Source organism: Vibrio sp. MarTm2, assembly GCF_027587055.1.
In the GTDB taxonomy this organism is placed as follows: domain Bacteria; phylum Pseudomonadota; class Gammaproteobacteria; order Enterobacterales; family Vibrionaceae; genus Vibrio; species Vibrio sinaloensis_D.
In genome coordinates, this window is record NZ_JAPPTK010000016.1 from 50704 (window position 1) to 73609 (window position 22906).

General features: G+C 45.7%; 20 protein-coding genes. 5 read left to right on the forward strand and 15 right to left on the reverse strand.

Annotation, left to right across the window (positions count from 1 at the left end):
* Positions 1-35: 35 nt before the first annotated feature.
* Positions 36-926, reverse strand: coding sequence for an EamA family transporter (locus OH458_RS20270; RefSeq protein WP_269979621.1), 891 nt, complete (start codon positions 924-926; stop codon positions 36-38).
* Between the two features lie 94 nt (positions 927-1020).
* Between OH458_RS20270 and OH458_RS20275 the strand changes: the two genes are divergently transcribed.
* Positions 1021-2403, forward strand: a complete 1383-nt coding sequence (locus OH458_RS20275; RefSeq protein WP_269979622.1) for an aminotransferase-like domain-containing protein — start codon at positions 1021-1023, stop codon at positions 2401-2403.
* 50 nt (positions 2404-2453) lie between these two features.
* Here the strand turns inward: OH458_RS20275 and OH458_RS20280 are convergent, their stop codons facing one another.
* From OH458_RS20280 to OH458_RS20340, 13 genes are all read right to left on the reverse strand, one after another.
* Positions 2454-3188 (reverse strand): beta-ketoacyl-ACP reductase, encoded by a 735-nt coding sequence (locus tag OH458_RS20280; RefSeq protein ID WP_269979623.1) that lies wholly within the window; start codon positions 3186-3188, stop codon positions 2454-2456.
* Positions 3189-3421: 233 nt separating this feature from the next.
* Entirely contained in the window at positions 3422-4162 is a 741-nt protein-coding gene (locus OH458_RS20285; RefSeq protein ID WP_269979624.1) for an SDR family NAD(P)-dependent oxidoreductase, read from the reverse strand.
* Positions 4163-4175: 13 nt separating this feature from the next.
* A complete protein-coding gene (locus OH458_RS20290; protein ID WP_005471279.1) occupies positions 4176-4676 on the reverse strand; it encodes a flavodoxin family protein in 501 nt (166 codons plus the stop codon).
* A 19-nt stretch (positions 4677-4695) separates the two neighbouring features.
* The gene (locus OH458_RS20295; protein WP_269979625.1) at positions 4696-5070 is read right to left on the reverse strand and encodes a nuclear transport factor 2 family protein; all 375 of its coding nucleotides are present in this window, start codon (positions 5068-5070) and stop codon (positions 4696-4698) included.
* A gap of 131 nt (positions 5071-5201) precedes the next feature.
* Positions 5202-6509 carry an ATP-binding protein gene (locus OH458_RS20300; RefSeq protein ID WP_333482677.1) on the reverse strand — a complete coding sequence of 436 codons (1308 nt, stop codon included), beginning with the start codon at positions 6507-6509 and terminating at the stop codon, positions 5202-5204.
* A 22-nt stretch (positions 6510-6531) separates the two neighbouring features.
* Positions 6532-7233, reverse strand: coding sequence for a response regulator (locus OH458_RS20305; RefSeq protein ID WP_005471328.1), 702 nt, complete (start codon positions 7231-7233; stop codon positions 6532-6534).
* A 213-nt stretch (positions 7234-7446) separates the two neighbouring features.
* Positions 7447-11397, reverse strand: a complete 3951-nt coding sequence (locus OH458_RS20310) for a zinc-dependent metalloprotease (RefSeq protein WP_269979627.1) — start codon at positions 11395-11397, stop codon at positions 7447-7449.
* Positions 11398-11420: 23 nt separating this feature from the next.
* Positions 11421-12257, reverse strand: a complete 837-nt coding sequence (locus tag OH458_RS20315) for a hypothetical protein (RefSeq protein WP_269979628.1) — start codon at positions 12255-12257, stop codon at positions 11421-11423.
* Between the two features lie 41 nt (positions 12258-12298).
* On the reverse strand, positions 12299-13129 hold the full coding sequence (locus tag OH458_RS20320) for an ABC transporter ATP-binding protein (RefSeq protein ID WP_269979629.1): 831 nt from the start codon (positions 13127-13129) through the stop codon (positions 12299-12301).
* 2 nt (positions 13130-13131) lie between these two features.
* Entirely contained in the window at positions 13132-14022 is an 891-nt protein-coding gene (locus OH458_RS20325) for an ABC transporter ATP-binding protein (protein ID WP_269979630.1), read from the reverse strand.
* On the reverse strand, positions 14022-15845 hold the full coding sequence (locus OH458_RS20330) for an extracellular solute-binding protein (RefSeq protein ID WP_269979631.1): 1824 nt from the start codon (positions 15843-15845) through the stop codon (positions 14022-14024). Before OH458_RS20330 ends, OH458_RS20325 begins: the two co-directional genes overlap by 1 nt.
* Positions 15846-15862: 17 nt before the next feature.
* On the reverse strand, positions 15863-16906 hold the full coding sequence (locus tag OH458_RS20335) for an ABC transporter permease (protein ID WP_005471394.1): 1044 nt from the start codon (positions 16904-16906) through the stop codon (positions 15863-15865).
* Positions 16907-17929 (reverse strand): ABC transporter permease subunit, encoded by a 1023-nt coding sequence (locus OH458_RS20340; protein ID WP_269979632.1) that lies wholly within the window; start codon positions 17927-17929, stop codon positions 16907-16909.
* Positions 17930-18200: 271 nt separating this feature from the next.
* Between OH458_RS20340 and OH458_RS20345 the strand changes: the two genes are divergently transcribed.
* From OH458_RS20345 to OH458_RS20355, 3 genes are all read left to right on the forward strand, one after another.
* Positions 18201-19679 carry a cryptochrome/deoxyribodipyrimidine photo-lyase family protein gene (locus OH458_RS20345; protein WP_269979633.1) on the forward strand — a complete coding sequence of 493 codons (1479 nt, stop codon included), beginning with the start codon at positions 18201-18203 and terminating at the stop codon, positions 19677-19679.
* A gap of 78 nt (positions 19680-19757) precedes the next feature.
* Positions 19758-20258: a fasciclin domain-containing protein gene (locus OH458_RS20350; protein WP_269979634.1), complete on the forward strand. Its 501-nt coding sequence runs from the start codon at positions 19758-19760 to the stop codon at positions 20256-20258.
* Positions 20259-20313: 55 nt separating this feature from the next.
* The gene (locus OH458_RS20355) at positions 20314-20997 is read left to right on the forward strand and encodes a flavin reductase family protein (protein ID WP_269979635.1); all 684 of its coding nucleotides are present in this window, start codon (positions 20314-20316) and stop codon (positions 20995-20997) included.
* 47 nt (positions 20998-21044) lie between these two features.
* On the opposite strand, the gene OH458_RS20360 is transcribed toward OH458_RS20355, so the two are convergent.
* Positions 21045-21293 (reverse strand): TIGR03643 family protein, encoded by a 249-nt coding sequence (locus tag OH458_RS20360; RefSeq protein WP_043886792.1) that lies wholly within the window; start codon positions 21291-21293, stop codon positions 21045-21047.
* Positions 21294-21560: 267 nt separating this feature from the next.
* Between OH458_RS20360 and OH458_RS20365 the strand changes: the two genes are divergently transcribed.
* Entirely contained in the window at positions 21561-22778 is a 1218-nt protein-coding gene (locus tag OH458_RS20365; RefSeq protein ID WP_269979636.1) for an EAL and HDOD domain-containing protein, read from the forward strand.
* Positions 22779-22906 lie beyond the last annotated feature (128 nt).

Below are 22906 nucleotides of genomic sequence, written 5' to 3' on the forward strand. Positions count from 1 at the left end.
AAAAGGGGCTGACATTCAGCCCCTTTTTACATTACCTAAGATACGCTGACCTTTGGTCCAGTGCGCCATTTCTCCCTAGCTGGCTTGACAATCAAACCGATGCCGACAAGAAACATCCCACAAGCCAAAACTTGTGCGCTACTAAGTCGCTCTGCGTACATCAGATAGCCTGAAACAAGCGCAAACACCGGCACCAATAAAGTCAACGGGGCCGTGGTACTCAATGGATAGCGGATCAACAATCGATTCCAAACCCAATAACCAAATAAAGTAGTCGGGTAAGCCTGAAAGAGCACTGCGACCGTCGTTTTCGTATCCCAAACACGAACAGCGTCAAACACAATATCCGCACCGTACAAACTGATAGCAAATAACACCAATGGGATCGGAGCAAATAGCATCCCCCATACATTGAACGCGAATGCCTGGGTGGTCTTTGACCCTTTGACTATCATCCCCATGACCGTCCAACTTCCCGCCGCAATTGCAATAAAGAGCAATCCTTGAACCGTGACATTACCATTGGTCGCAGAGACCAAAACAAGCAAGGCTACCAAAGCCGTCACTGCCCCCATGACTTTTCGTTTCGAGGCCGCTTCTTTATGAATAAACACGCCCACAGCCATACTGATCAGCGCATTGGATGATAGCAGTACCGATGACATCCCAGACGATAGCCCCGCGGTGATTGACCAAGACGCCATTCCCCAGATGCCAACACCAAATACAACGCCATAACTCATTAGGTATCGCCACTTCACGCTGGGTCTGCGAATGAAGAATATGGCGGGAATCACTGCAAGTGTGAAACGTGCTGCCGTCGCCAATAACGGATGAACATCTGTAATCCCCATTTTGATCATTGAGAAGTTAAACCCCCAAATCGCCATTACAAAAATAGCCAACAATAAATCGTTTCTTGTCATAACTGCCCTCCCTTTCTGTTGAAAATTAGTATTGATCGGGTACAGTTATCAGTACAGATACAATTATTCACATAAAAACCAGTACAGTATGACTATGAGCATCTATAGAGCACTCGCAAACCAGTTCGTCCACGAGATTGAAAGCGGAAAACTGATCGAAGGTAGCCGTATGCCCTCTTTGCGCCAACTCTCTAAGCAACATTCGATCAGTATGTCTACGGCAGTGAGTTGCTATCAAGAGCTTGAATCTCAAGGTTGGATTTATGCTCGCCCCCAAGCTGGCTATTTCGTCAGTGCCAGACCCAGCAAACACAATACGCCTGAGTGGGCCCGCTTTGTCAGCAGGGTATCAACCGTAAACCACAGCTTTTCGATTCACTCCAACCACAACGGTCCACTTGGCGTTTCTAGTACGAGTATTGATGGAATCGCGTTAAATGAGTTGGAACGTAGTTTTCGACGCGCCAGCAAACGACTCACAGAGCGGCTAAATCACTACCCAAATACTCAAGGGGAGCCGCTGCTTCGAAATGCACTAAGTACTCATTTCTCAAAACTAGGCTTACACCTAAATCCAGAAGAACTCGTTGTAACCTCTGGCTGTATGCCAGCAATCAAAGCTGCGCTTGAAGCATGTACTCAAGCCGGTGATGCGGTTGCTATTAGCTCTCCGTGTTTCAGTGGAATATTGGATTTGCTTGGTCAAATGGGCAGACACATTGTTGAAGTCCCTTCACTAGATGATGGGATAGACCTTATTCAACTTGAAGGCCATTTGCGAGATGGGAATGTAAAAGCAGGCATTTTTTGTACTTCGCATATGAACCCGCAAGGCATCACTATGTCCGCTCAACAAAAACAGACCCTCGCAAGGCTCGCCAATCAATACCAAACCCCGATTATTGAAGATGATGTTTACTTAGAACTCTCTTACGCTGATCACACCCCGCTTCCTGCTAAGTATTACGATCAAGGCGGCTATGTTCTATGGTGTGGCTCCATCTCTAAGAGTCTTTCTCCGAGTTATCGGTTAGGTTGGTGCCTTCCAGGTCGCTATACAGACCGATACCGTCAACATCATACCGCTTCTTGCTTTGGTGTTTCTCTGCCTATCCAACTCGCAGTGGCCGATTTTATTGAGTCTGGACACTATGCAAAACAGCTCAAGCGGCGCAGAAATCGGCTACTCCAGCTTCGACAAGCGTATGTCCATTATCTCTCTGAACGATTACCGAGCCATGTGAATATGAGTGACCCGAAAGGAGGAATGGTGCTCTGGTTGCAGGTATCAAATTTAGACGTTGATCAGTTTCGATCGCTTGTCGAACAAGGAAAAATCGATATTCGACTTGGTCATCTGTTTAGTACGCTAGCACTCTATAACGATTGTTTTCGTATTAACATCGGCTATGAACTCAACGACACCGTGAAAACAGAGCTCGACAAACTGGTGGACGCCATACTCAAATCGAGCTAAAAAGCCGCTGTCACGGATTCGATGCCATGACAGCGAATTATCAAACTAAACTACAACACCAGTCCGCCATCAATCTTAAGCACTTGACCCGTGATAAAGCTGGCCTTGTCACTGGCAAGAAATTCTACGCCATTGGTGATGTCTTCTGGCGTTCCCATCCGACCGAGCGGCGTCTTCGCTTTCATCATATCCAACACTTTTTCTGGGAGGTTTTCAGTCATTGGGGTTTGAACAAAGCCAGGGGCTACGCAGTTCGCTCTCACTTGTGCGCCTTTTCGTGCAAACTCTTTTGCCCAGCCTTTCGTCATTGCAATCACCCCGCCTTTGGTTGCGGCGTAATTGCTTTGGCCAATGTTGCCATCGGTTCCGACAACCGAAGACATGGTTACGATAGAGCCTGCATTGTTCTCCATCATGATCGGGGCAACAGCTTGAGTCAGATTAAACACACCTTTTAGGTTCACGTTTATTACCGCGTCCCACTCATCTTCGGTCATTTTCTCGATCAATGCGTCTCGGGTAATGCCCGCATTGTTGACCAAAACATCGATTCTGCTCACGTCCGCTTTTACCTGCTCCATGAACTCGAATACCGCAGCGCGGTCGCAAATATTCATCACAATCGGTTTTACATTGGTCCGGCCTTCAAATGCCGAGAGTAACGCTTGCTCATTCATGTCGATCGCATAGACCATTTGAGCGTGCTGCTCGGCAAATCGTTCCACTACTGCTTTGCCGATTCCTTGGGCTGCGCCTGTCACTAGGCAAATTTTGTTGTTAAACATTTCCTTAGTCCTTAACTCGTTTACGTTTATTTGACTGACTTTTAGCGTGCAAAATGGACACTTAGCTTGTGCCTCTCGGTGTGATTGAGTTGGAGAAAGGCAGCACTGGAACGAACTAAACCGCAGCCCTGCCCTTAAAGGAGCTTAGACATAGTGACGAAAATTGCGAGTCCTAGCGCGCTATTTCTTTTAACTGTCACACTAGGAGTAAGAGAAAAATCAGGAAAAAACCATTAGGCGAGTGATAGACCACCGTCGACAACCAAAGTGTGCCCAACGATGTAACTTGCCTTATCTGAAAGCAAAAATTCAATGGCGTCCACAACTTCACCAGTGTGTGCAAAACGCTTTAATGGCACGGCGTCGTTGACTCGCTCACGAATGCCCGGATCTTCACGCTCTCTCTCTTGCCAACGCGGTGTCCACGTCACGCCTGGTGCCACCGCGTTAATCCGTATCCCTTTGCTGATCGTTTCGAGTGCCACAGAACGCGTTAAACCTTCAAGTGCGTGTTTCGCCGCGCTGTACATCGCCGCATTGGGCGTAGGTCTAATGCCATTGACCGAGCTGACATTCACAATCGCGCCGCCAGAACCCATCAGGCTAATTTCTCGCTTCAAACAGTAGGCTTGTGACCAAAAATCCACATCCAATGTGTTTTTCAAATCATCCAGTGACACACTGCCAAACTCGCCTAACGAACCAATCGCGGGAGAGGCATTGTTGATGGCGAAATCAAGTTGCCCATATTGACGCTCAACGTAATCAAAAAAATCCCTAAGTTGGGATTCAATTGAGATATCAAGCGCGAGATAGTCGACATTTTGCAGTTCTGGTAACACCTCACATTGTTCCAGCCAATGCGCTTTGTTCCGTGAACACGTAATGACCTGAACACCTTGCTCGATGAGACGTTTAATCACTTCAAGTCCAATACCCTTTGAACCACCCGTGACGAGCGCTGTTTTCTTCATTGATGCTCCTTGCTTAATGAATTTTATGCAGTGCCATTTCCGCCACTGCCTCTAGCGCAGCGAGATCCACTTCACTCTGAATCGCTGCGTAAGTCCAGCCGTTAAATTCCATATGCATGTACTTAGCCGTGAGAACAAAAGGTTCAATAAAGCATTCCGGCAACTCGGTATTGTAGCCAGTCGATAAAATGGAAATGGACTTGCCTTTTAGGCGTCTGCCGAGTTGTTTCTCTATGGTCAGCAAATCGGAGAGTCGGTCAAAGAACACCTTCAACTGTGCTGACATGGAATACCAATAGACGGGAGAGGCAAACACGATATGATCGAACTCGCTTAACTCGATGATTAGAGGCAAGAAGTCGTCCATGCGGTTTTTGTGCTCGTAATCATAGTATGAGATTTCGCGCTCAGACAAATCAAACAGAGCCGCGCCCGATTGGTAAACAAACTCATTGACCAAACGACGCGTATTGCCATCCGATTTGGACGTTCCTAACACCACTGCGACATTCATACCGCCTCCTTACATCCGATTAGGTGACTAGCTCAAACTCAGCACAGGGCGTGCCTTGATGATATTTCAGTTGCCAACCTTCCCCTGTAAAAACCCAGATAGAGGAACGCTTGGCGTAGTGGCCTTTGGTGCCCAGTTTGTCGATCCAAGCCGTTTTATAGAGGAGAAGTTGAATTGAGGGTTCGAGCTGAATGGTTTCAAAATCTTGCGAGTGAATATGACCAAGACAAGGCTTTTCGTTACCCATCATATCTAGGATGTCAGCATAGTCAAAACTTGTTCCTGACTTGCCAACTTCTTTAAAGGAAGGATGTATGAGGCGTGCTATCTCGTGCTTATTTTGACGAATTTCGTACTGATGTAATGCCACTTCCTGCTCTATCAAAATCTGCATACGCGTTCTCAATTGGGTCAATTCACTATAACGATAATGCCCTGTTTATTTTATGTATGCAAACGGTTGAAATAAAACAACAACCTTGACCCCACAAACGATGCAACTCGTATTCAACACGCAGGCTAGTGTTAACGCTCATCAATCGAGCGAGTGCGCTGACGCCGGAAACTGAGAGAGAAACAAGCGCCATTCAAGTAACTGTCAGCCACTGAAACTCTCGCACCATGATGATCACAAACTTGTTTCACGATTGCTAAACCAAGGCCGTGTCCAGTTTTGCCTTTATTTCGTGCGGCATTCGCGCTGTAAAATGGATCGAATAGATACGGCCAGTGCTCAGAGCCTACACCTTTTCCATCATCATGAATTTCAATCACAACGTCTTCATCGCTTGACCACACTTCAATCACAATTTTGGTTCGTGCGAACTTGAAGGCATTGCGCACAATATTGTCCACTGCTCGATTAAAAAGCTTCAAATCAACATTTAGCCCTACAGGAATCGCAGAAACAACGTGGACCAATTCCAAACGCGTTTCCTTTCGCCAAAATTCACATCGCTCTTGCAGCCACTCATTAATATTGATCGACTGCAACTGCAGTTCTGACCCGCCGCGCTCTAATCTGGCGTAATAAAGCAGCTCATCCACCATATCTTCCATCTCTTCTGTATCGGCAATAATGCGCGCGACCGCTTTACTTTGAGCTGCTGGCAGCTCTAAATCGCTGAGGATATCGGCTTGCCACTGAATACGAAAGATGGGGGTGCGTAACTCATGGGCGACCGCGTTGGTCAGTGATTTATTACTGTTGATCAAATCACATATCTTATCCGCCATTACGTTAAAGCTTTTATTTAACGTCCCTAGCTTGATGCTGTTTTTCTCTGATGCGCGTTGATAAAGGTCACCATTCGAAAATGAGACTGTGACCTGTTCAAGGTTATTTAGGCGACGCTTGATTCTCCAGACTAAAAACAGCCCGCTGAGTGCAAAACCCGTAATTGCAAATACCCAAATTAGTCGATTTTCGAATCGAATTTTTTGGCGTAAGAAAGAGTCCTTGTTATCGCTCAACTCATATAGAGTGCGACTGTTACTCAAACGAAACCACAGATAGTCTTCATCATAGTAGTAACTGTTTATATTTGGGTCAGAAAATACGTGTTGAACAAGTTGTGGAGCACTCGATAAATTGACCACTCTAAGGTTTTGGCGCGTTTTATCGGCATACGCTTGAATAATATCAAGTGTCTCCGTTTCTGTTTTGACCGATGAAATGACATCGAGCAATTGCTGATAGGCCTCTGCTTGATGATCTCTCAATATATATTCGTAATCAGTACTGAGCTTGTAAACAATAAAGGCATAAGAATAAATGCTAACCAAAAATATAACGGTTAGCCCAATCAAATACTCAAAATAAATGCGGCGCATATCGACGGCTTTTGGTTAGTGATTACCAGCGCTCAGGGACAAATAAATAACCTTTGCCTCTAACGGTGATGATTTTTTTGGGAGGAATGGTGTTGTCGTTGAGCTTTTTTCGAAGAACAACGATTTTGTTGTCGATGAACCGATCAATGCCGTCATAATCGACCCCACGCAATTGTTGAGTGAGATAATTTCGTGATAGCACCTGCTCAGGCGACGACGCAAGTAACCACAGCAATTCAAACTCACTTTCGGCAATCGCGATGTCTTTACCGTTGAGAACGCATCCTTTGGTTAACTTGTTGAGCGTTAACTTACCAAAACTCAATTCATTGCTCGCGTCTGAGTTTGCTTCAGATTCCGCGACTCTGCGAAGCAGCACTCGGATCCGTGCAAGAAGCACACGCGGCTTAACAGGCTTACTGATAAAGTCGTCTGCACCTGTCTCTAAGGCGGCGACGTGGTCGAAGTCATCATCACTGGCGGTCAACATTAAGATCTTACCGGAGAACTTGTTTCTCAATTGACGACAGATAGTCAGGCCATCAACCTCTGGCAACATAAGGTCAAGCAAAACAATGTCAGGCTGAATTGATAAGATTTGCTCAGCGGCAGATGTCCCTTCAGAGATGGTCACTACATCAAATGATTGACTCTCAAAATACTCCTGCAACATCTCACTCAAAATTGGGTCATCTTCAACGATCACGAGGGTTGGGTTTGTCATAGTTCCTTCTTACTCACAAACTTTTATCGCTTTAGCTTTTTATCCGTGTCGTGCTTGTTCGCTCTACAAATAAAAATCCATTATGTAACTGATAGTCATATTGGTATATCACATAATTTATGCGAGATGCAGCTTAAAATCGCTCTAAAGGATTAATTTTCTGAAAGAAAAAACCGGCGACCTAAATGGGTCGCCGGTTTGAGTTATGACGGTTTAGTCATCATAGATTGGGAACTGTTCGAATGCTCGACGATACATCGCGTATTCATTGGTGCTCCACAGTCTTAACAGCTCAGGGTCGTAATCATAAACATCCTTCTTCTCAGCAAAGCGCGGAACAAGGTTATTTTCTACAACTTGATTACCAAACACCTGTGCAATGTTAAAGATACGTTCGTGATCTTCTTCTTCGAACTTGCCAATTGCGCTGTTCTGAACCGTTTCTAGACGAGATTGAAGGTTACATTTACGCTGTAAGCGCTGCTCTTCTGTCTCTCCGTCTACTTTAAAGCGCAGACATTCAGTGCCATTTTCTTCGTATTTGACGAACTGTTTGTCATACATAGTCCAACGAGCAAAGCCAGTCGTATCTCTTAGCGCGACAAGCGCATCTTTATCACCGATAGCAATAATTCGAGCTTCGTTTCTATCACGAGTTTCCCTAAACACAGAGAGCGCATTTCTCACTGGGTACGGCAAGTTATTAAGCTGCTCTAGCTGTGGTTTCTGTTCTTCAAGGTATAGCGCTCGAGACGCCATCGCTCTTGCAAGAGTGTTGCGAGACGAGATGGAGTAACGCGTCCCCTTCCACGTGAAGTTAATGCCATCTTCATCGCTATAGCTACTGTTCGCGTAGTTAACATGAATAGCATCACGCAAACCTTTGGAAGAGTCACTCAGACCATACTCTCTCGCTCGGCTGAACTTGTTTAGGTTCTGTAGCAATGCGCTAAAGTACGGAACACGAGTGTCTTGGTATTCACCTTCAGTCCAATAAACAAAGGCTTCATCCCCACCCAATCCAAAGTAGCGCTTCATAGGCCACAAGTATGATGGCGTCGCTTCAATGGTTTTGGTCATTGGCGGTGTATAGCGTTTCACAGTCTCTACATAGTCACCATTTTTATCGACAAAGATCGCTTGGCGCGCTTCAGGTCGGCCAGCAAGGTCTGAGAGATAGGTGTAGAGGTGAGTCACTTTATCCGACATATCAATCAGCGCTAGGCTTGAGTTTTCTGTCGAAACAAATGGCGAGTCGCGACGAACTAACATTTGCGCGGCAAGCAGTTTGTCTGGCCATACACCCAATAGATCAACCGATGACGATGACGTCTGATAAGGATTGTTCGCTTTCAAACTAGACCAAATCTTTCCATCTCGCGTTTCAGAACGAACCACAACTTTGTTTCGCTGACCTTCCAGCACCTCGACAAGCTCTTCATCATAACAAGTAGACGGTACATCACGGTCTGGTGACATTGCCCCTTGATAGATTTGCCATAGCTCAGATAACGGTGCAAAGCGATAACGATTCGGCACGCCTTCAACGCCACTTAGCTCTACCAGCTCACACACTTTGTCTGGCGCTGTCAGCACTTCGATGAAGAAGTCAGCAGCCAAGTTAGCCGCATGGTAAGTGTCACAAATTGGACGAACCGCTGGAGAAAGCGTATCGAGATCGACCGGGTTTCCTCGCCAATCGACACAGTTATTGCCTGCAATTTCCTCGAAGACCAGACCATTGTTATTGGTCGTATCCGCACCTAGGTAGCGAGCAAACATATGATCGATCTCACCCACGTTCTCTACAATGTCTCGAATTTTTTGGAACTGATCCAATCGAGTAAGGAAGTAAGTATATTGGTGATACTGGCTGAACCACTCACGACCATTGCGACGGTTCATTGTTTCATAACTATCATGGTAGCGCTGAATACGGAACTGGGTCACTTCTTCTAAACTGGTACCTTCATCGAAGCGATCACACATCAAGTTGGTCGTTGTGTGCTCGTCGGTACAATAACGGTAATCAACCAACGGCGAGGTTAAACCCTCTTTGTCTGCGTTTTGACGAATGTAAGTCACAATGCCTGTTGGATACGCACGATAATCTTCTGTCATTGCCTTATCGTATTTATCCAGTGAAATCACTTTTCGCTTTTGAACACCCGTACTATCTAGGTTAGGTAGCGGTTTATTGTCTGCATCATATAAGAAGTCAGGTTCTTGAAGCTCGAGCTCACGGCCGTAAGCAAAACGCAATGCAGCTTTATCGTATTTACCGAACGTTAGCAGCTCATCAAATATCGACGCGCCGTAATCCATGATTGAGCTGTAAGCTGCTGGCTTATCGTCTGAACCACGAGCGTTGAGTTCGTCCACCGTGTAGAAATGATTCTTGTCAGTTGAACCCATAAAGTTATGACGCAGACCTAAGTTGTGCCCTAGCTCATGAATCAGAGTCGACTTAAACATGTGCTTAGAAATCGCTAAGCTCGCCATTTTCTGCTGCTCTAGGTTCAACTCGTCCCAAGTTTTCATCGTTGTCTGGGCGTCATCAACAAAGAAATCGCCCTCTTCATAATCGATGCCTTTAACCAAGCCTTTCGATTGGGTACTCAGCCACATAAAGTCCAAGCTATAAACGTTTTGTTCTGAAAAACGTTTCAGCATGTCTTGGCGTTTATAGAACGATTGAACCGCTAAATCTGAGTTGGTTGTGTCGAATCTAAAATCCATATCGGCTTTGGGTAAACCATCACCCAGCTTACCTGCGGTAATGAAGCTGATTTCATCATCTGACATCGTAGGTACATCAAAAGCTGGACCTCGGTCATCAGCGATCATATCGCTAAAGTCATCCACTTCCGTTCTTTCTACGGGTGCATCGGTATCATCCGATCCTGTATCAGCCGTGTTAGTCGCGGTCGGTTCGAGTTTCTCGATTTCTTGGCGGTTGTAACGCATGGCGAGATCGTTCCATGTATAACGACTCGCCGAGCGAATAACCCCTAGATATTGGTTAACGTGAGCATGGATGATTTCACCTGTCAGCGGGTTGGTCGCTGAAGGGCCGTAGCCGAGCAGCCCATTGTCCACAGGGTCAGCAATCAAGTTAAACACGTTGTAACGCAAGTCACCGGTTTTAACCCCTGCTTTCGACGACGGGTTGACGATTTTAATTGTAGGTACGCCTGTACCCTCAAGTGTCTGGTTCACTTCGCGAATGGTGTCGATCGTTAGATCAAGAAACTCTTCATTCCCTTCGTCGAAATAACTGTCGCTCAAGTAGTAATCAATCGTGTCGTTGTTTGGGTTAAAACGGTTTATATAAGAGAAACGAGACCCTTGCACATTACTTTCGCCAGTGTGTGTTTTCACTTCTTTGGAGTCATTAAAGAATCCGAAGTAGGCGCTGTCTTGCCCTTGGTAGAGAACGGGCTCGTAATCATCACTGGCTAATTTGTCTAACTTAACCAAGGAGTAGAAAAAGCGCGTTTTAAAAGATAGGTTTCTAAAGTCACCACCAAACTGGTACTGATCTTCTGCAGCCGCTGTAAACGTACGCTCCACTTCGACGTTTATCACGCCCTCTTCTGCGTTGTACTCGTAGGAAATCAAACGCGGCTCTGCGCTTTCGCTAACGTTACTTGCTGTGTACCAAGCGCTCAAAGAATCCTGAGAAAGTGTTTTAATGGCTTCATACTGGGGGACAAAGTGGGTCGCTTCTTTCCAACTTAGGCTTTCGTCTTGGTTGATTTCTTCTTTGTTAGTACATTCGCCGTAGCTGTTTTCCGCACAGCGATACTGACGAAATTCACCAGGAATTTTGAGCACAGGCGCTCGGTTAATTTCTGAGTCCCAGCGGCTTGGGTCATCGACATTTACTTTGTCCCGATCCACTTCTTCAACATAAATCCCGTTGAACTCATCAAACCTTAAGGTAACGAGTTTTGGATCACCCTGGAAGAAACCACGCTGAGTAAGAGCGTAACGTGGCGCTTCTCCGGTAGATGGCATGTACATCCATAGTGATTCAGTATCAAGAGAGCGAACGGATATCTCTTGAGAAGGTTTTTCGTACGTGTCGTATGCTCTGTCGTCAGCACCACACCCGCTTAATATCGCGGCTATGCTGGCAGCAATCAATGCGTGTTTAAACATTTTTCACCTGTATTATTTTTATTTTAAAACTGATAATTAACTAATGCGTAATAAGTTGTCTTCTTTAAGTCAATTAGATCATTGATAGGGCTAGAGCCCTTTTCAGGATCGTAATAGCTAATTCCGTTAGTCATACCCACTGCCAATGAAATGTCTTCATTGAACTGATAGCCTATTTCTTCGCCATGCATCATGTCGGGATCAAACGTATTTCCGTTGTAGTCCCAAGATTGCCTTGGCATTAAATAGATGTTGAAGTAAAAATCTTTTGCAAATACATAATCGACTGAGAACTGGTTGCTCAACCTATATTCAATAAGTTGATATCCACCTGCCGTCTTATATTCATGAAAGTTTTTTCTAAGCAACAATGTATTACTCAGCGACAAACCCTCTAACCACTCATCGAAAGCCGCGCTCCAGCGTAATTTTAGTCTTGTCCCTAGTTTTAAATCATTCCTCCTTGATGTTTTTGAAGTCGGCAAAATAGCGCGTACTTCTCCACTTATTGTTGAACCTTCTGTTGGATTAAACAGACCATTTCGTACGTAGCCTATCGAGGTGTCATTCCAGAACTGGCCTTTCGTCCCATACACGTCACCATCTTGTTGATGATACCCAGAGACGACCAACTGCAAGCGTGAGTTGTCCTCAAATGCGTAGCGAATAACCCCAGTTGCAGAAGCCGAACGATTGGCGTTTGTTGCGCCATCCCTGTAACCATTGCGAGAATAGTCAGCGCTGATGTAACCAGACCATCGGCTCGACTCATCATCGCTCCAACTGTCTTGCAAATCATTTGCCGACGCGCAAAAGGGGGCCACCAGCAGCATAGCTGGTAATAAGTAGCGATTGTTCATATTGTCCTTCTGAAAATAAAGTTCCGTTTTAATCTAGATATTTATTGATTAACCACCTTCCTTGCACTGATATATTTCCTCTGCGATGGGTGTGTAATAGGAATGGCGTCAAGTAATTTCTTTGTATATTCATCTTTTGGAGAGGAATATATTTCTTCTACCGTACCCATTTCTACAATTTTTCCTTTATTCATTACCGCGACTCGGTCCGAAACATGCTTAACTACCGACAAGTCATGGGAGATAAATATAATGGCTAGATTCATCTCTCCTTGAATTTTTAGCAATAAGTTTAGAATCTGAGCTTGAACGGAAACATCCAATGCAGAAACGGACTCATCACAGATCAGTAATTTAGGTTTCAGCGCAATAGCTCGGGCAATCCCGATACGCTGACGCTGACCTCCCGAAAATTCATGCGGGTATCGGTTCACTGCTGTCTGAGGCAAACCCACTTTATCGAGTAACTCTAACACCCATGCTTTTCGCTGCTCTCGCGAACCGACCGCATGAATAATGAACGGTTCCTCCAAAATCATACCCACAGTGTGTCGCTGGTTTAGCGATTCTAGGGGATCTTGAAAAACGATTTGCATCTCTTTGCGAAGTGGCCTCATGTCTTTGCATGATAAGCTCGTTATGTCCTTTCCTTCGAAAAAGATGCGCCCTTCTGTTGGCTCATAAAGCTTTAGAATCGTGCGCCCAAGTGTACTCTTGCCGCAACCCGATTCTCCAACTAAACCTAGCGTTTCCCCCTGTGCAACAGAGAAAGAAACACCATCCACCGCTTTAATCACATAGCCTTGGCGAAATAAGCCTTTTCCTGACGAGTAGTGTTGTTTGATATTGTCAATTTTTAGAACTTCATTCATCGTCAACCTCCTTGATACTCGGGGAATTGAGTCACATCAATCGGGTTGATCTGGATAGTCTGTTTCGGCTTACCATCCAAACTTGGGACCAATGAAAGCAATCTTTGCGTGTACGGATGCTTTGGGTGATCAAACAGTTCGAAAATTTCAGCGGTTTCGACAATTCGACCATCGTACATCACCGCAACCTGATCACATATCTCGGCGACCACACCAAGATCGTGCGTAATGAAAATCATCGCCATCCCTGTCTCTTCTTGGAGCTCTCGCATTAGCTCTAGGATTGACGCTTGCACGGTTACATCAAGTGCCGTTGTGGGTTCATCACAAATTAATATGTCGGGTTTACAAGCTAGCGCCATGGCAATCACCACTCTTTGTCTCATCCCTCCAGACAAATTATGCGGATACTCATTGAATCGCTGCTCAGGTAACGGAATACGCACCTTATCCAACAGACCGACAGCGTAATCGACCTTTTCTTGTTTGCTCATTTGCCCGTGGTGCAAATCAAGCACTTCGATCAGTTGCTTGCCAATCGTCTGCACAGGGTTCAGTGCTGTCATCGGGTCTTGAAAGATGATTGAAATACGGTTACCACGCATCTTGTACATTTCCGTATCTGGTACGCAGGTTAAATCCTCACCACGATACAGCACTTGGCCAGCGGTCACCTTCCCATAGGGCTTAGGTAAAAGTCCCATGATTGACATAGAGGTCACACTCTTGCCGCTACCCGATTCACCCACAAGACCAAGTGTTTCTCCGGCTTTTACATCAAAAGAGACGCCCTTGATGATTTTTATCGCGCCGTCGTCGGTGTCGAATTCCACCTCCAGATCGCGAACTTGCAAAATCACATCTTGCTTTACTTTAGAGACTTGTTTCGACATTACAGCTTGTACCTATCATCAATGATGGTGACTGGCTCAAAGGAAGCCCCTTTCTTGTAGGCTTCAAGCGTCTTCTTCTTTAGATCTTCATCTATCCAGAAGTTGCTCGTGCCTAAGATATTAAACATGGCGCCAGTTTTCTTCGTCATCGGGTTAGCTGGGAACTTAATCCAACGCCAATAGGCATCTCGTGTGTATGGCACCATGTAGCCCGGTACAATGACATAAGCGTCACTAATATCTTGCTGAATGTCGCGCGACAGTTTCTGTTTTTTCTCCACATCAAACTCAGACTTAAACGCCGCTATTTTTTTGTCTAACTCTGGCGTGCTGTAGTTGGTGTGGTTATTGGTTTGCGGTTTGTTCGCATTACTCGAGTGGAAGTACTCTTTGTATGCAGGGATATCGCCGCCCCCCATATTGAGGAAAGCCAACTGATGCTTCTTCTCTAAAATGAACTTAAACGCAGCCGACCCATCGACAAGGTTCAAATCAAATTCCAGCCCTGCTTGTTTCGCTTGCTCTTTTAGATAAGCAATTCTCGGCGTCCAGATGGTGTAGCCATAAGTGATCTTGAAACTGAGTCGCTGGCCTTCTGCGTTCACGCGAATCCCATCTGGGCCAATCTGTTCAAATCCCGCTTGCTCAAAAAAGTGACCCGCTTTCTTGGGGTCAAAACTTGGTGGTATTGCCGACGCTAAGTCATATTTTCCATGGCCGAATCCCATCGCGTGTGGTTTACGTGAATAGTCCCCACGGAGCACGTTTTTGATCATCCCATCAAAATCTGTGGCGTAAGTAATACCTTTGCGTACATTAATGTCGCTAAGCAATGGCATTGAGGTATTGATCCACAGCCCCCCAGCCCCCTGCGGCGTTTGATTAAAGCCCCAAAACTTATGGATAAATCCTCTTTGAAATGGTTCTGTGTTCGCTTTTTCATGCCACAAATGAGGAAGCACCATCGCGAAGGTATCCAGTGACCCTTTTTCAAAATGTTTGCGCGCAATATCGTTATCGCGTATCACTTTTAGTCGTAACTTGTCGACATTAAAGCGATGTTGATAGTACTTATTCTCGTAACCCCACCAATCGGCCCCTACATGTTTGAAGGTGATACTTTTCCCCTTCTTCACTTTGTCTATGTAGTAAGGAGACGTCGTTGGTTCTGGTTTAAAGTTGTATTTACGAACAAAGTTGTCATCCATGCCGTCGCCGTTGGCATCAGAAATCTTTGCAAAGTGATGCTTAGGACGGGGTTGAACGCCATTGCTTGGCGTATTGAGTAATGACATAAGCTCGTCATTACTCTTTGGCTCAGCCAGTTCAATTGAAATGGTGTAGTCATCGAATTTTTCAACACTCGAAATCGAGCTCTGAAAGAAGTCATTATACCAAGGGTCAACGATGTCTTTAGAACGGTAGTAAGTCAGCATAAACAGATAATCGTCTGCGGTGACTGCTTTGCCGTCTGACCATTTAGCCGAAGGATTTAACTTGAAGTAAACCGTTTTTTGGTCCTCGCCAAACGCCCATTCGTTAGCGAGCTGAGGAATCCAGTTGCCTGTATCTGGATGACGTTGCGCCAATTTCGGAGCACCGTCCATCAAATAGTAACGTACGCCAGAGTTGGCATCGGGCCCTACCGAACGTAAGGTCTGAGGAAAACTGAGCATATAGCTGCGCAATGTGCCGCCACGTGTGGCTTCCGGGGAAGCAAAAACAGGGTCATCCCAATTCGTGTGCCACAACAAGTTTTCAGGCAGCACGTCTGCATAGGCCGATCCGCTAATCAGCAAGGCTAATAGTCCTTTTTTAATCATCACTGCTTCCTTAATTATTATTTGTATAACGTATATTTTTTTGGATCGAACGCCGTGCGAATCGCTTCCCCAATGAATGTGACCATCACCAATACAGAAACAATGGCGATAACGACTGACGTCACAATCCATGGTGAATCAAGGTTCGATTTTCCTTGTTGAAGTAACTCGCCCCAGCTTGGTGTAGGAGGGACAAGACCTAGCCCTAAATAGTCAAGTGCCGTCAATGCGGTGATGTTGGCTGCTATCGTGAACGGAGCAAGTGTCACAATCATCACCATCGTATTTGGCAAAATATGTTTGAAGATTATGCGAGATGTCGATGCCCCAAGCGCTTTCGCGGCCATCACGTATTCACGAGCAGACTCTTTGTACGTCATGGTTCTCATGTACCAGGTGATCCCCATCCAGCCGAAAGTCACATTGATCAAGACGAAGAGGAAGAACGTTGGCTGGGCGATAGAGACTAAAATCATAATCACATAAAGGAATGGCACCATTGACCAAGTCTCAATAATGCGTTGGACAATCAAGTCGAACTTGCCGCCAAAAAAGCCCATTGCACAACCGACTGACACGCCAATCACGTAGGAAATCGCCATCGTCAAAAGTGCAAAGCCCATCGCGGTTCTAAAGCCGTAGACCAGTCGGGCCAGGATGTCGCGCCCAATAACATCGGTTCCAAGGTAGTGTTGGCTCTCTGCACTCGGCTCGTTGGGCGGGAAATCACCGGAAAAGTCCTGTTCGTAAGGGTTCCAAGGCACCATAGGCAATATGACGAAATCCCCTTGATTACGGATTTCAAACTGTTTTTGAAGATCGCGGTAATTGGCTTCACTCGCGTAATCTAAGCCAAAATCGCTCCCAGCATAAACATCAGAAACAACGGGGAAGTAGTAGTTACCTTGGTATTTCACCATCAAAGCTTTGCTGTTGATCAAAAGCTCTGCGCACAAAGAGAGCATGAGCATCAACGCCAGCAGAACTAATGACCAGTACCCACGCTTTATTTCTTTAAATCGTTTGATTTGCTTAAGTGTTAACGGATTCACAGTCATCATTTAAGCTCCAAATTTCACGCGAGGATCGACAAGCGCAACGCAGACATCCGAAAGAATGTTGCCCAAAAGCAAAATACACGCATTAATGGCGACAATCCCCATAACAACGGGATAATCACGTTCGACAATGGACTCGTAACCAAGCAAACCGATGCCGTTAATATCGAAGATCACTTCTATCAAAAAAGAGCCAGTCATAAAGAAAAGTAGTGAATTACCAAAGTGACTCGCGATAGGAATTAAGCTGTTACGCAACGCGTGTTTACGTACGGCCTTGCGAAAAGGCAACCCTTTGGCAATCGCAGTGCGTATATAGTCTGAAGAGAGGTTCTCCATTAAGTTGTTTTTCATCGTCATGGTTAGCGTCGCGAAATCGCCGATCAGATAACAAATTAACGGAAGTACCGCATGCCAAGCGATGTCTATCATTTGGTCGTAGACGGTGGTTAAGTCATCAAAGTCTTCCCCGACGAACCCACCCATCGGAAACCATTCCAAGTGATAGCTAAACAGTGTAATAAGCAGAACGCCCACCACATAGCCGGGTAAAGCGTAGCCAACAAAAATCATTATTGAAGAGGCGGAGTCAAACACGCTGCCATGTTTGAGCGCTTTGAAATAACCAAGTGGGATTGAAATGAAGTAGCTAACAAAAAACGTAACGCCACCATACAAAAGTGATACTGGAAGGCGTTCGAAAATCATATCGGTAACAGGCTCGTAGTAACGCGTAGATTCGCCCAAATCGAAATGCGCTAATCGCGTCAACCAATCTATGTAAGCTTCTGTTACTGGCTTATCTAATCCGTAGAATTTATTGAGATCAGCCATCTGCTCTTCAGACAGGGCTGAATTTTGGCCAACTACACTCGCTCCACCCGAATCTCCCTGTGGCTGCATATTCGCCAGCATTCGTTCAACAGGGCCCCCGGGGACAAAGCGCGTAATCGCGAATATTAAGATAGTGATACCTAGAAACGTTGGTACAACTAACGCCAAGCGTTTCATTAAATATGCAAACATTGTTACTAGCCAAACTCCGTGTAAAGCGATGGTCGGCCAATATAAACAAACATATTAAGTAGTCAAATGGTTACATTTCACTACATTTACATACAATATATCTACACATAACAACATGTCATAAAAGCCAATGCTATGTGTTTGAATATCTTCAAAGTCCTTCTGAGCGCAAGGCTTACAGACTGACAGTGCCGCGCAGAATTATTTTTAAACCAAAGTGACAACAGAGGGCTAAAAATACGTAAAACCTGGGAACTCAACGAGGTCCCAAATGCAATCAATCAATCTAGTCTGGTTAAAAAGAGATTTAAGGCTCACCGACCATCAACCGTTACATGATGCGATTCAAGATGGCACGCCATTCGCGCTCATTTACATCTTTGAACCCCTTCTTCTTAATGACCCTCATTATTCCGATCGTCATTGGCGGTTTGTGCTGCAATCTCTTGACGACATCAATGAGACACTTTCTCGATTCGGCTCGTCGGTGCATATTTTGTTTGGCGATGCGACACAGTGTTTTGAGTCTCTAGCTCATCACTATTCCATTGGGAGGGTCTTTTCCCATCAAGAAATTGGCCTAAACAATACCTTTGAGCGCGATAAACGCCTCGCTGCTTGGTTTACATCCAACGGAATTCAATGGCACGAGTATCAACATGGGGCAGTACTACGCGGGGCAAAAACTCGCCAGCAGTGGGACGAGCGTTGGCACACATTCATGCGCGCGCCCCTAGCCGACCCGCAACTCGATCACGCTCGCTGGGTAAGCCTCGAAGGGATAGAACGACACATGCGCTTTTCGCCCCCTCTTGAGTGGCAAGGCAAAGCTAACGGCATGCAAACCGGCGGCAGTCAACTTGCTTGGAAAACGCTCGATGATTTTTTTCGTCGACGTGGTAAAGACTACTACCGCCGCATTTCGAGCCCTTCACTGTCTAGGTCCGCATGTACCCGTATTTCGCCTTACCTCGCTTGGGGCAATGTATCACTGCGGGAAGTTTATCAGTACCTGTTGCAGCACTGGCAGTTAAAGGGCTTTAAACGCAGTGCAATTGCTCTCTCTTCACGCTTGCATTGGCATTGTCACTTTATGCAAAAGTTTGAGTCTGAAGTCGAAATGGAGTTTCGTTGCCTAAACAGAGGTTACGAACCTTTGATCGTTCAAAGCACACGCAAAAACGAAATGATGTTGAAGGCGTGGAAAACCGGCACCACTGGTTTGCCTTTGGTCGATGCCTGCATGCGCTGCTTGCATCATACCGGCTACCTAAATTTTAGGATGCGAGCCATGCTCGTCAGTGTACTTTGCCATCATATGAACCAAGATTGGCGTGACGGCGTCACTCATCTTGCGCAGCTGTTTCTCGACTTCGAACCTGGGATCCATTATCCACAGTTTCAAATGCAAGCCGGAGTTACTGGCATCAATACCGTTCGTATCTACAACCCAACCAAGCAAGCCCAAGAACACGACCCTGATGGTCACTTTATAAAGAAGTGGCTACCTGAGCTTGCAGCCCTGCCCGTTCCCCTGTTGTTCGAACCATGGAAAATGACACCGATGGAAATAATGATGTATGAGATTCCTAAGCAGAGCCTTTATCTGAACCCTGTCATTGATGTAGACAACTGCGCCCGTGAGGCTAGAGAACGTCTATGGTCTTGGCAGAAAGAGCCCGCCGTCGTCTCGGAAGGCTATCGCATCTTAAAACGACACGTTCGAGCCGGAAAACCGAAACACAGTTGATCGAGTTAAGAATAGCCGCGTACAAGCTTTCACTTTTAACAGGGATTATTCGGTACCCTCACCTACAAGGAACATACCATGAGTAAATATCTTCTCGTTATCACAACTGCACTATTCGCACTCTTTTCATTCTTAATGCCAGCGCAAGCTCACGACCACGGAATGAAAAAACAAGACATTGTTGACGTCGCCGTTGGCAATGGTTCATTTAACACCCTAGTTGCTGCCGTTAAAGCGGCGGGACTCGTGGACACATTGAAAGGCGATGGCCCATTTACCGTGTTTGCACCCACTGATGAAGCGTTTGCGAAACTACCGGAAGGTACTGTAGAAATGCTGCTTAAGCCTGAAAACAAAGACAAGTTGGTGTCTATCCTCACCTACCACGTTGTATCAGGTAAAGTGATGGCAGCAGACGTAGTTAAGCTAGACAAAGCAACCACGGTACAAGGCCAAGACGTGATGGTGAAAGTGATGGGCGATAAGGTCATGGTTAACAACGCAAATGTTGTCGCAACAGATGTAAAAGCTAAAAATGGCGTTATCCATGTCATCGATACTGTGATTATGCCGAAGTAAACGTTCATTCCAACCCGTCGATAATAGGAGGGCAGCGACTCGCTGCCCAATTCATATGCACAACAAGACATTGACCCGCGCTGACATTGAAGCGCTCGAAAAAATGCAACGCACCCGCCTTATTAACTGTTTGTCTGGCTATAAAAGTGCCAACTTAATCGGTACACGCGATGAACAAGGCAATGAAAACCTATCGGTTGTCAGCTCTGTGATCCATATGGGCTCGAACCCACCCCTGCTCGGCTTTATTGTTCGACCGCGCAAAGTGGAACGACATACGCTAGACAATATTTTGAGTACAGGCAGTTTCACCATCAATGCAATAGCGCTTGATTTTGCACAGCAAGCCCACCAAACCTCTGCTCGTTATCCTAAAGACGTTTCAGAATTTAACGCAGCTGGTTTGACGCCCCATTATGAAGACAACATCTCTGCCCCGTTTGTTTTGGAAAGTCCCCTAAAAATGGCGCTAGAACTGCGTGAGCACATCATCATTAGTAGCAACGATACGGAAATGGTGATTGGGGAAGTCGTTCACTTAAGTTTGCCAGAGCAGGTCATCATGCCCGACGGTTACGTTGACCTCGAAGCTCTAGACCTCGTCACTATTTCTGGCTTGGACAGCTATCACGTCACCCAGCGCGTTCACCGTTTGAGTTATGCCAAACCAGACAAAGCGCTCTTTCCCCTCACCAAAGAGGGAGAACCCTCATCTTGGCGAGCCTTAGCGCCAGATTAATACTGAGACGATCAGGGGCACGAAAACGCTATCCGTGCCCCCTCCAGTTAACGATGTTTGTATTGCGTGGGCGCGTAGCCTCTGATGACATCACGACTTCGCAGTGCGATGTGTTTGGTTGTTCTCCCAGACACCCTTTCTCGCCATAGCTTGAAACTCTTAGACTTTAGATTACGCCTCATTAACTGGATCACCTCAGGCTCTGTTAACCCGAACTGGACTTCTATCGCCTCAAATGGCGTTCGGTCCTCCCATGCCATCTCAATAATGCGAGATACTTCGTCACCCTTTAACATCTGATCGTTCCTGTTGGTTAATAGTGATTTAATTACGGCAAAAGGCTGGACTCGGTTCACTCCTGCGTCCAATCAATGTGTCACAGGCAACCGAAAATTTTAATGTTGAACGAGCCCAAATGTGAAGCGATTACATCGTTGGCTCTGCTATTCGCTATAGTTAAGAAATGAACAAATTGGCGCGTGAAATATTTTTGTAACAAAAATGACTTATTTTTAGTTATATTAATAACTGCTAATACAATCAAAACAATGGTAGTTGCAAGCATGCAAACAAATTTGGACACCAACACCTACATCGCTAGACAACCTATCCTTGAGGTTGATGGTAACGTTTTTGGTTATGAGCTTCTGTATCGAAACAGCATGGCCAATCGTTATCCACAAGGTGTCGCTGACACAGAAGCAACCGCTAGAATGTATGCCGAGCACTTTTTGGGTGACATCGTGGGGCTTTTGGGCAAAACGCCTGCCTTCATCAATTTTGACTACGATTCACTGCTCAATGGCGCGGCGATGGACTTCCCTCCACAAGCGATCGTTGTCGAAATACTGGAGACTTGCTCGCCGACAGAAGAATTGTTTGAAGTGTTAAGCGGCCTAAAATCACAAGGTTACACACTGGCACTGGATGACTTTACCCCTAGCGATGAATGGCAATCTTTTTACCCTCTGATTGACATCATTAAATTCGATATTCAGAGCATGTCGATGATTAAATGTGGGCTAACTATTCGCAGCCTCGAAGGTTACGGCATCCGCTTTTTAGCAGAAAAAGTGGAAAGCTATGACGAATTTGAAGCAGCTAGAAAGTGGGGATTTGAGCTATTCCAGGGCTACTTCTTTACTAAGCCGCAACTGATCAAGCGTACTAGGCTGAGCTCTTCAACAGAAACACTCATCAGCCTATCCAAGTTAATCGCATCAACACCATTGGATTACAATAAGATCACCAATGTAATCAACCAAAGCCCAAGCTTAAGTTATCAACTACTTAGGTACGTCAATAACGCGGGGTTGGTCGGAGACATTACCAGTGTCAAACAAGCTTTGGCTTATCTTGGCGACAGTAAAGTGGTTAAATACTGCTCTTATGCTCTGCTCTCACAACTGGGGAGTGAAAAGCCGCCAGTCCTTCAGCTTTTTGCTTTAAGGCGAGCACGTCTTATGTATTTGACCATGCGCTATCTAAACCAAGAGAGTTTAGCCGAACAAGCCTATTTGACAGGATTGCTCTCTTTAACCGATGCCATGTTAGATATGAACATTGAAGATATTGGCCAAAGCTTGAAGCTAGACTCCGCGATTACCAGTGCGTTGGTACATCACTCAGGAAAGATCGGCGCAACATTGCAGATCACTAAATGGCTTGAGACCAACGATTGGGTAAGCATCGAGCCTGTTGCGAAGCAATTGCAACTATCCGAAAACCACATCATCGCACTTGCCGTCGAAAGCGACCTTTGGATTTGCGACGTGTTTTAGGCTTGAGTCATGATTTAACTGATTATGACGCTAGATTGCATTGAGCTACCCAACACCAAAAAGCGAGCCTAATAGCTCGCTTTGGTTTATGTGAATAGATAGCTGATTGCAGAGCGGTAAGGAGTTTT

Excerpts from the sequence above, each read along its gene's own strand:
- OH458_RS20300 (WP_333482677.1), bottom strand. The coding sequence starts at position 6,509 with ATGCGCCGCATTTATTTTGAGTATTTGATTGGGCTAACCGTTATATTT.
- OH458_RS20330 (WP_269979631.1), bottom strand. The coding sequence starts at position 15,845 with ATGATTAAAAAAGGACTATTAGCCTTGCTGATTAGCGGATCGGCCTAT.
- OH458_RS20355 (WP_269979635.1), top strand. The coding sequence starts at position 20,314 with ATGCACAACAAGACATTGACCCGCGCTGACATTGAAGCGCTCGAAAAA.
- OH458_RS20295 (WP_269979625.1), bottom strand. The coding sequence starts at position 5,070 with ATGCAGATTTTGATAGAGCAGGAAGTGGCATTACATCAGTACGAAATT.
- OH458_RS20350 (WP_269979634.1), top strand. The coding sequence starts at position 19,758 with ATGAGTAAATATCTTCTCGTTATCACAACTGCACTATTCGCACTCTTT.
- OH458_RS20340 (WP_269979632.1), bottom strand. The coding sequence starts at position 17,929 with ATGTTTGCATATTTAATGAAACGCTTGGCGTTAGTTGTACCAACGTTT.
- OH458_RS20270 (WP_269979621.1), bottom strand. The coding sequence starts at position 926 with ATGACAAGAAACGATTTATTGTTGGCTATTTTTGTAATGGCGATTTGG.
- OH458_RS20335 (WP_005471394.1), bottom strand. The coding sequence starts at position 16,906 with ATGATGACTGTGAATCCGTTAACACTTAAGCAAATCAAACGATTTAAA.
- OH458_RS20325 (WP_269979630.1), bottom strand. The coding sequence starts at position 14,022 with ATGTCGAAACAAGTCTCTAAAGTAAAGCAAGATGTGATTTTGCAAGTT.
- OH458_RS20320 (WP_269979629.1), bottom strand. The coding sequence starts at position 13,129 with ATGAATGAAGTTCTAAAAATTGACAATATCAAACAACACTACTCGTCA.
- OH458_RS20305 (WP_005471328.1), bottom strand. The coding sequence starts at position 7,233 with ATGACAAACCCAACCCTCGTGATCGTTGAAGATGACCCAATTTTGAGT.
- OH458_RS20360 (WP_043886792.1), bottom strand. The coding sequence starts at position 21,293 with ATGTTAAAGGGTGACGAAGTATCTCGCATTATTGAGATGGCATGGGAG.
- OH458_RS20345 (WP_269979633.1), top strand. The coding sequence starts at position 18,201 with ATGCAATCAATCAATCTAGTCTGGTTAAAAAGAGATTTAAGGCTCACC.
- OH458_RS20285 (WP_269979624.1), bottom strand. The coding sequence starts at position 4,162 with ATGAAGAAAACAGCGCTCGTCACGGGTGGTTCAAAGGGTATTGGACTT.
- OH458_RS20365 (WP_269979636.1), top strand. The coding sequence starts at position 21,561 with ATGCAAACAAATTTGGACACCAACACCTACATCGCTAGACAACCTATC.
- OH458_RS20315 (WP_269979628.1), bottom strand. The coding sequence starts at position 12,257 with ATGAACAATCGCTACTTATTACCAGCTATGCTGCTGGTGGCCCCCTTT.
- OH458_RS20290 (WP_005471279.1), bottom strand. The coding sequence starts at position 4,676 with ATGAATGTCGCAGTGGTGTTAGGAACGTCCAAATCGGATGGCAATACG.
- OH458_RS20275 (WP_269979622.1), top strand. The coding sequence starts at position 1,021 with ATGAGCATCTATAGAGCACTCGCAAACCAGTTCGTCCACGAGATTGAA.
- OH458_RS20280 (WP_269979623.1), bottom strand. The coding sequence starts at position 3,188 with ATGTTTAACAACAAAATTTGCCTAGTGACAGGCGCAGCCCAAGGAATC.
- OH458_RS20310 (WP_269979627.1), bottom strand. The coding sequence starts at position 11,397 with ATGTTTAAACACGCATTGATTGCTGCCAGCATAGCCGCGATATTAAGC.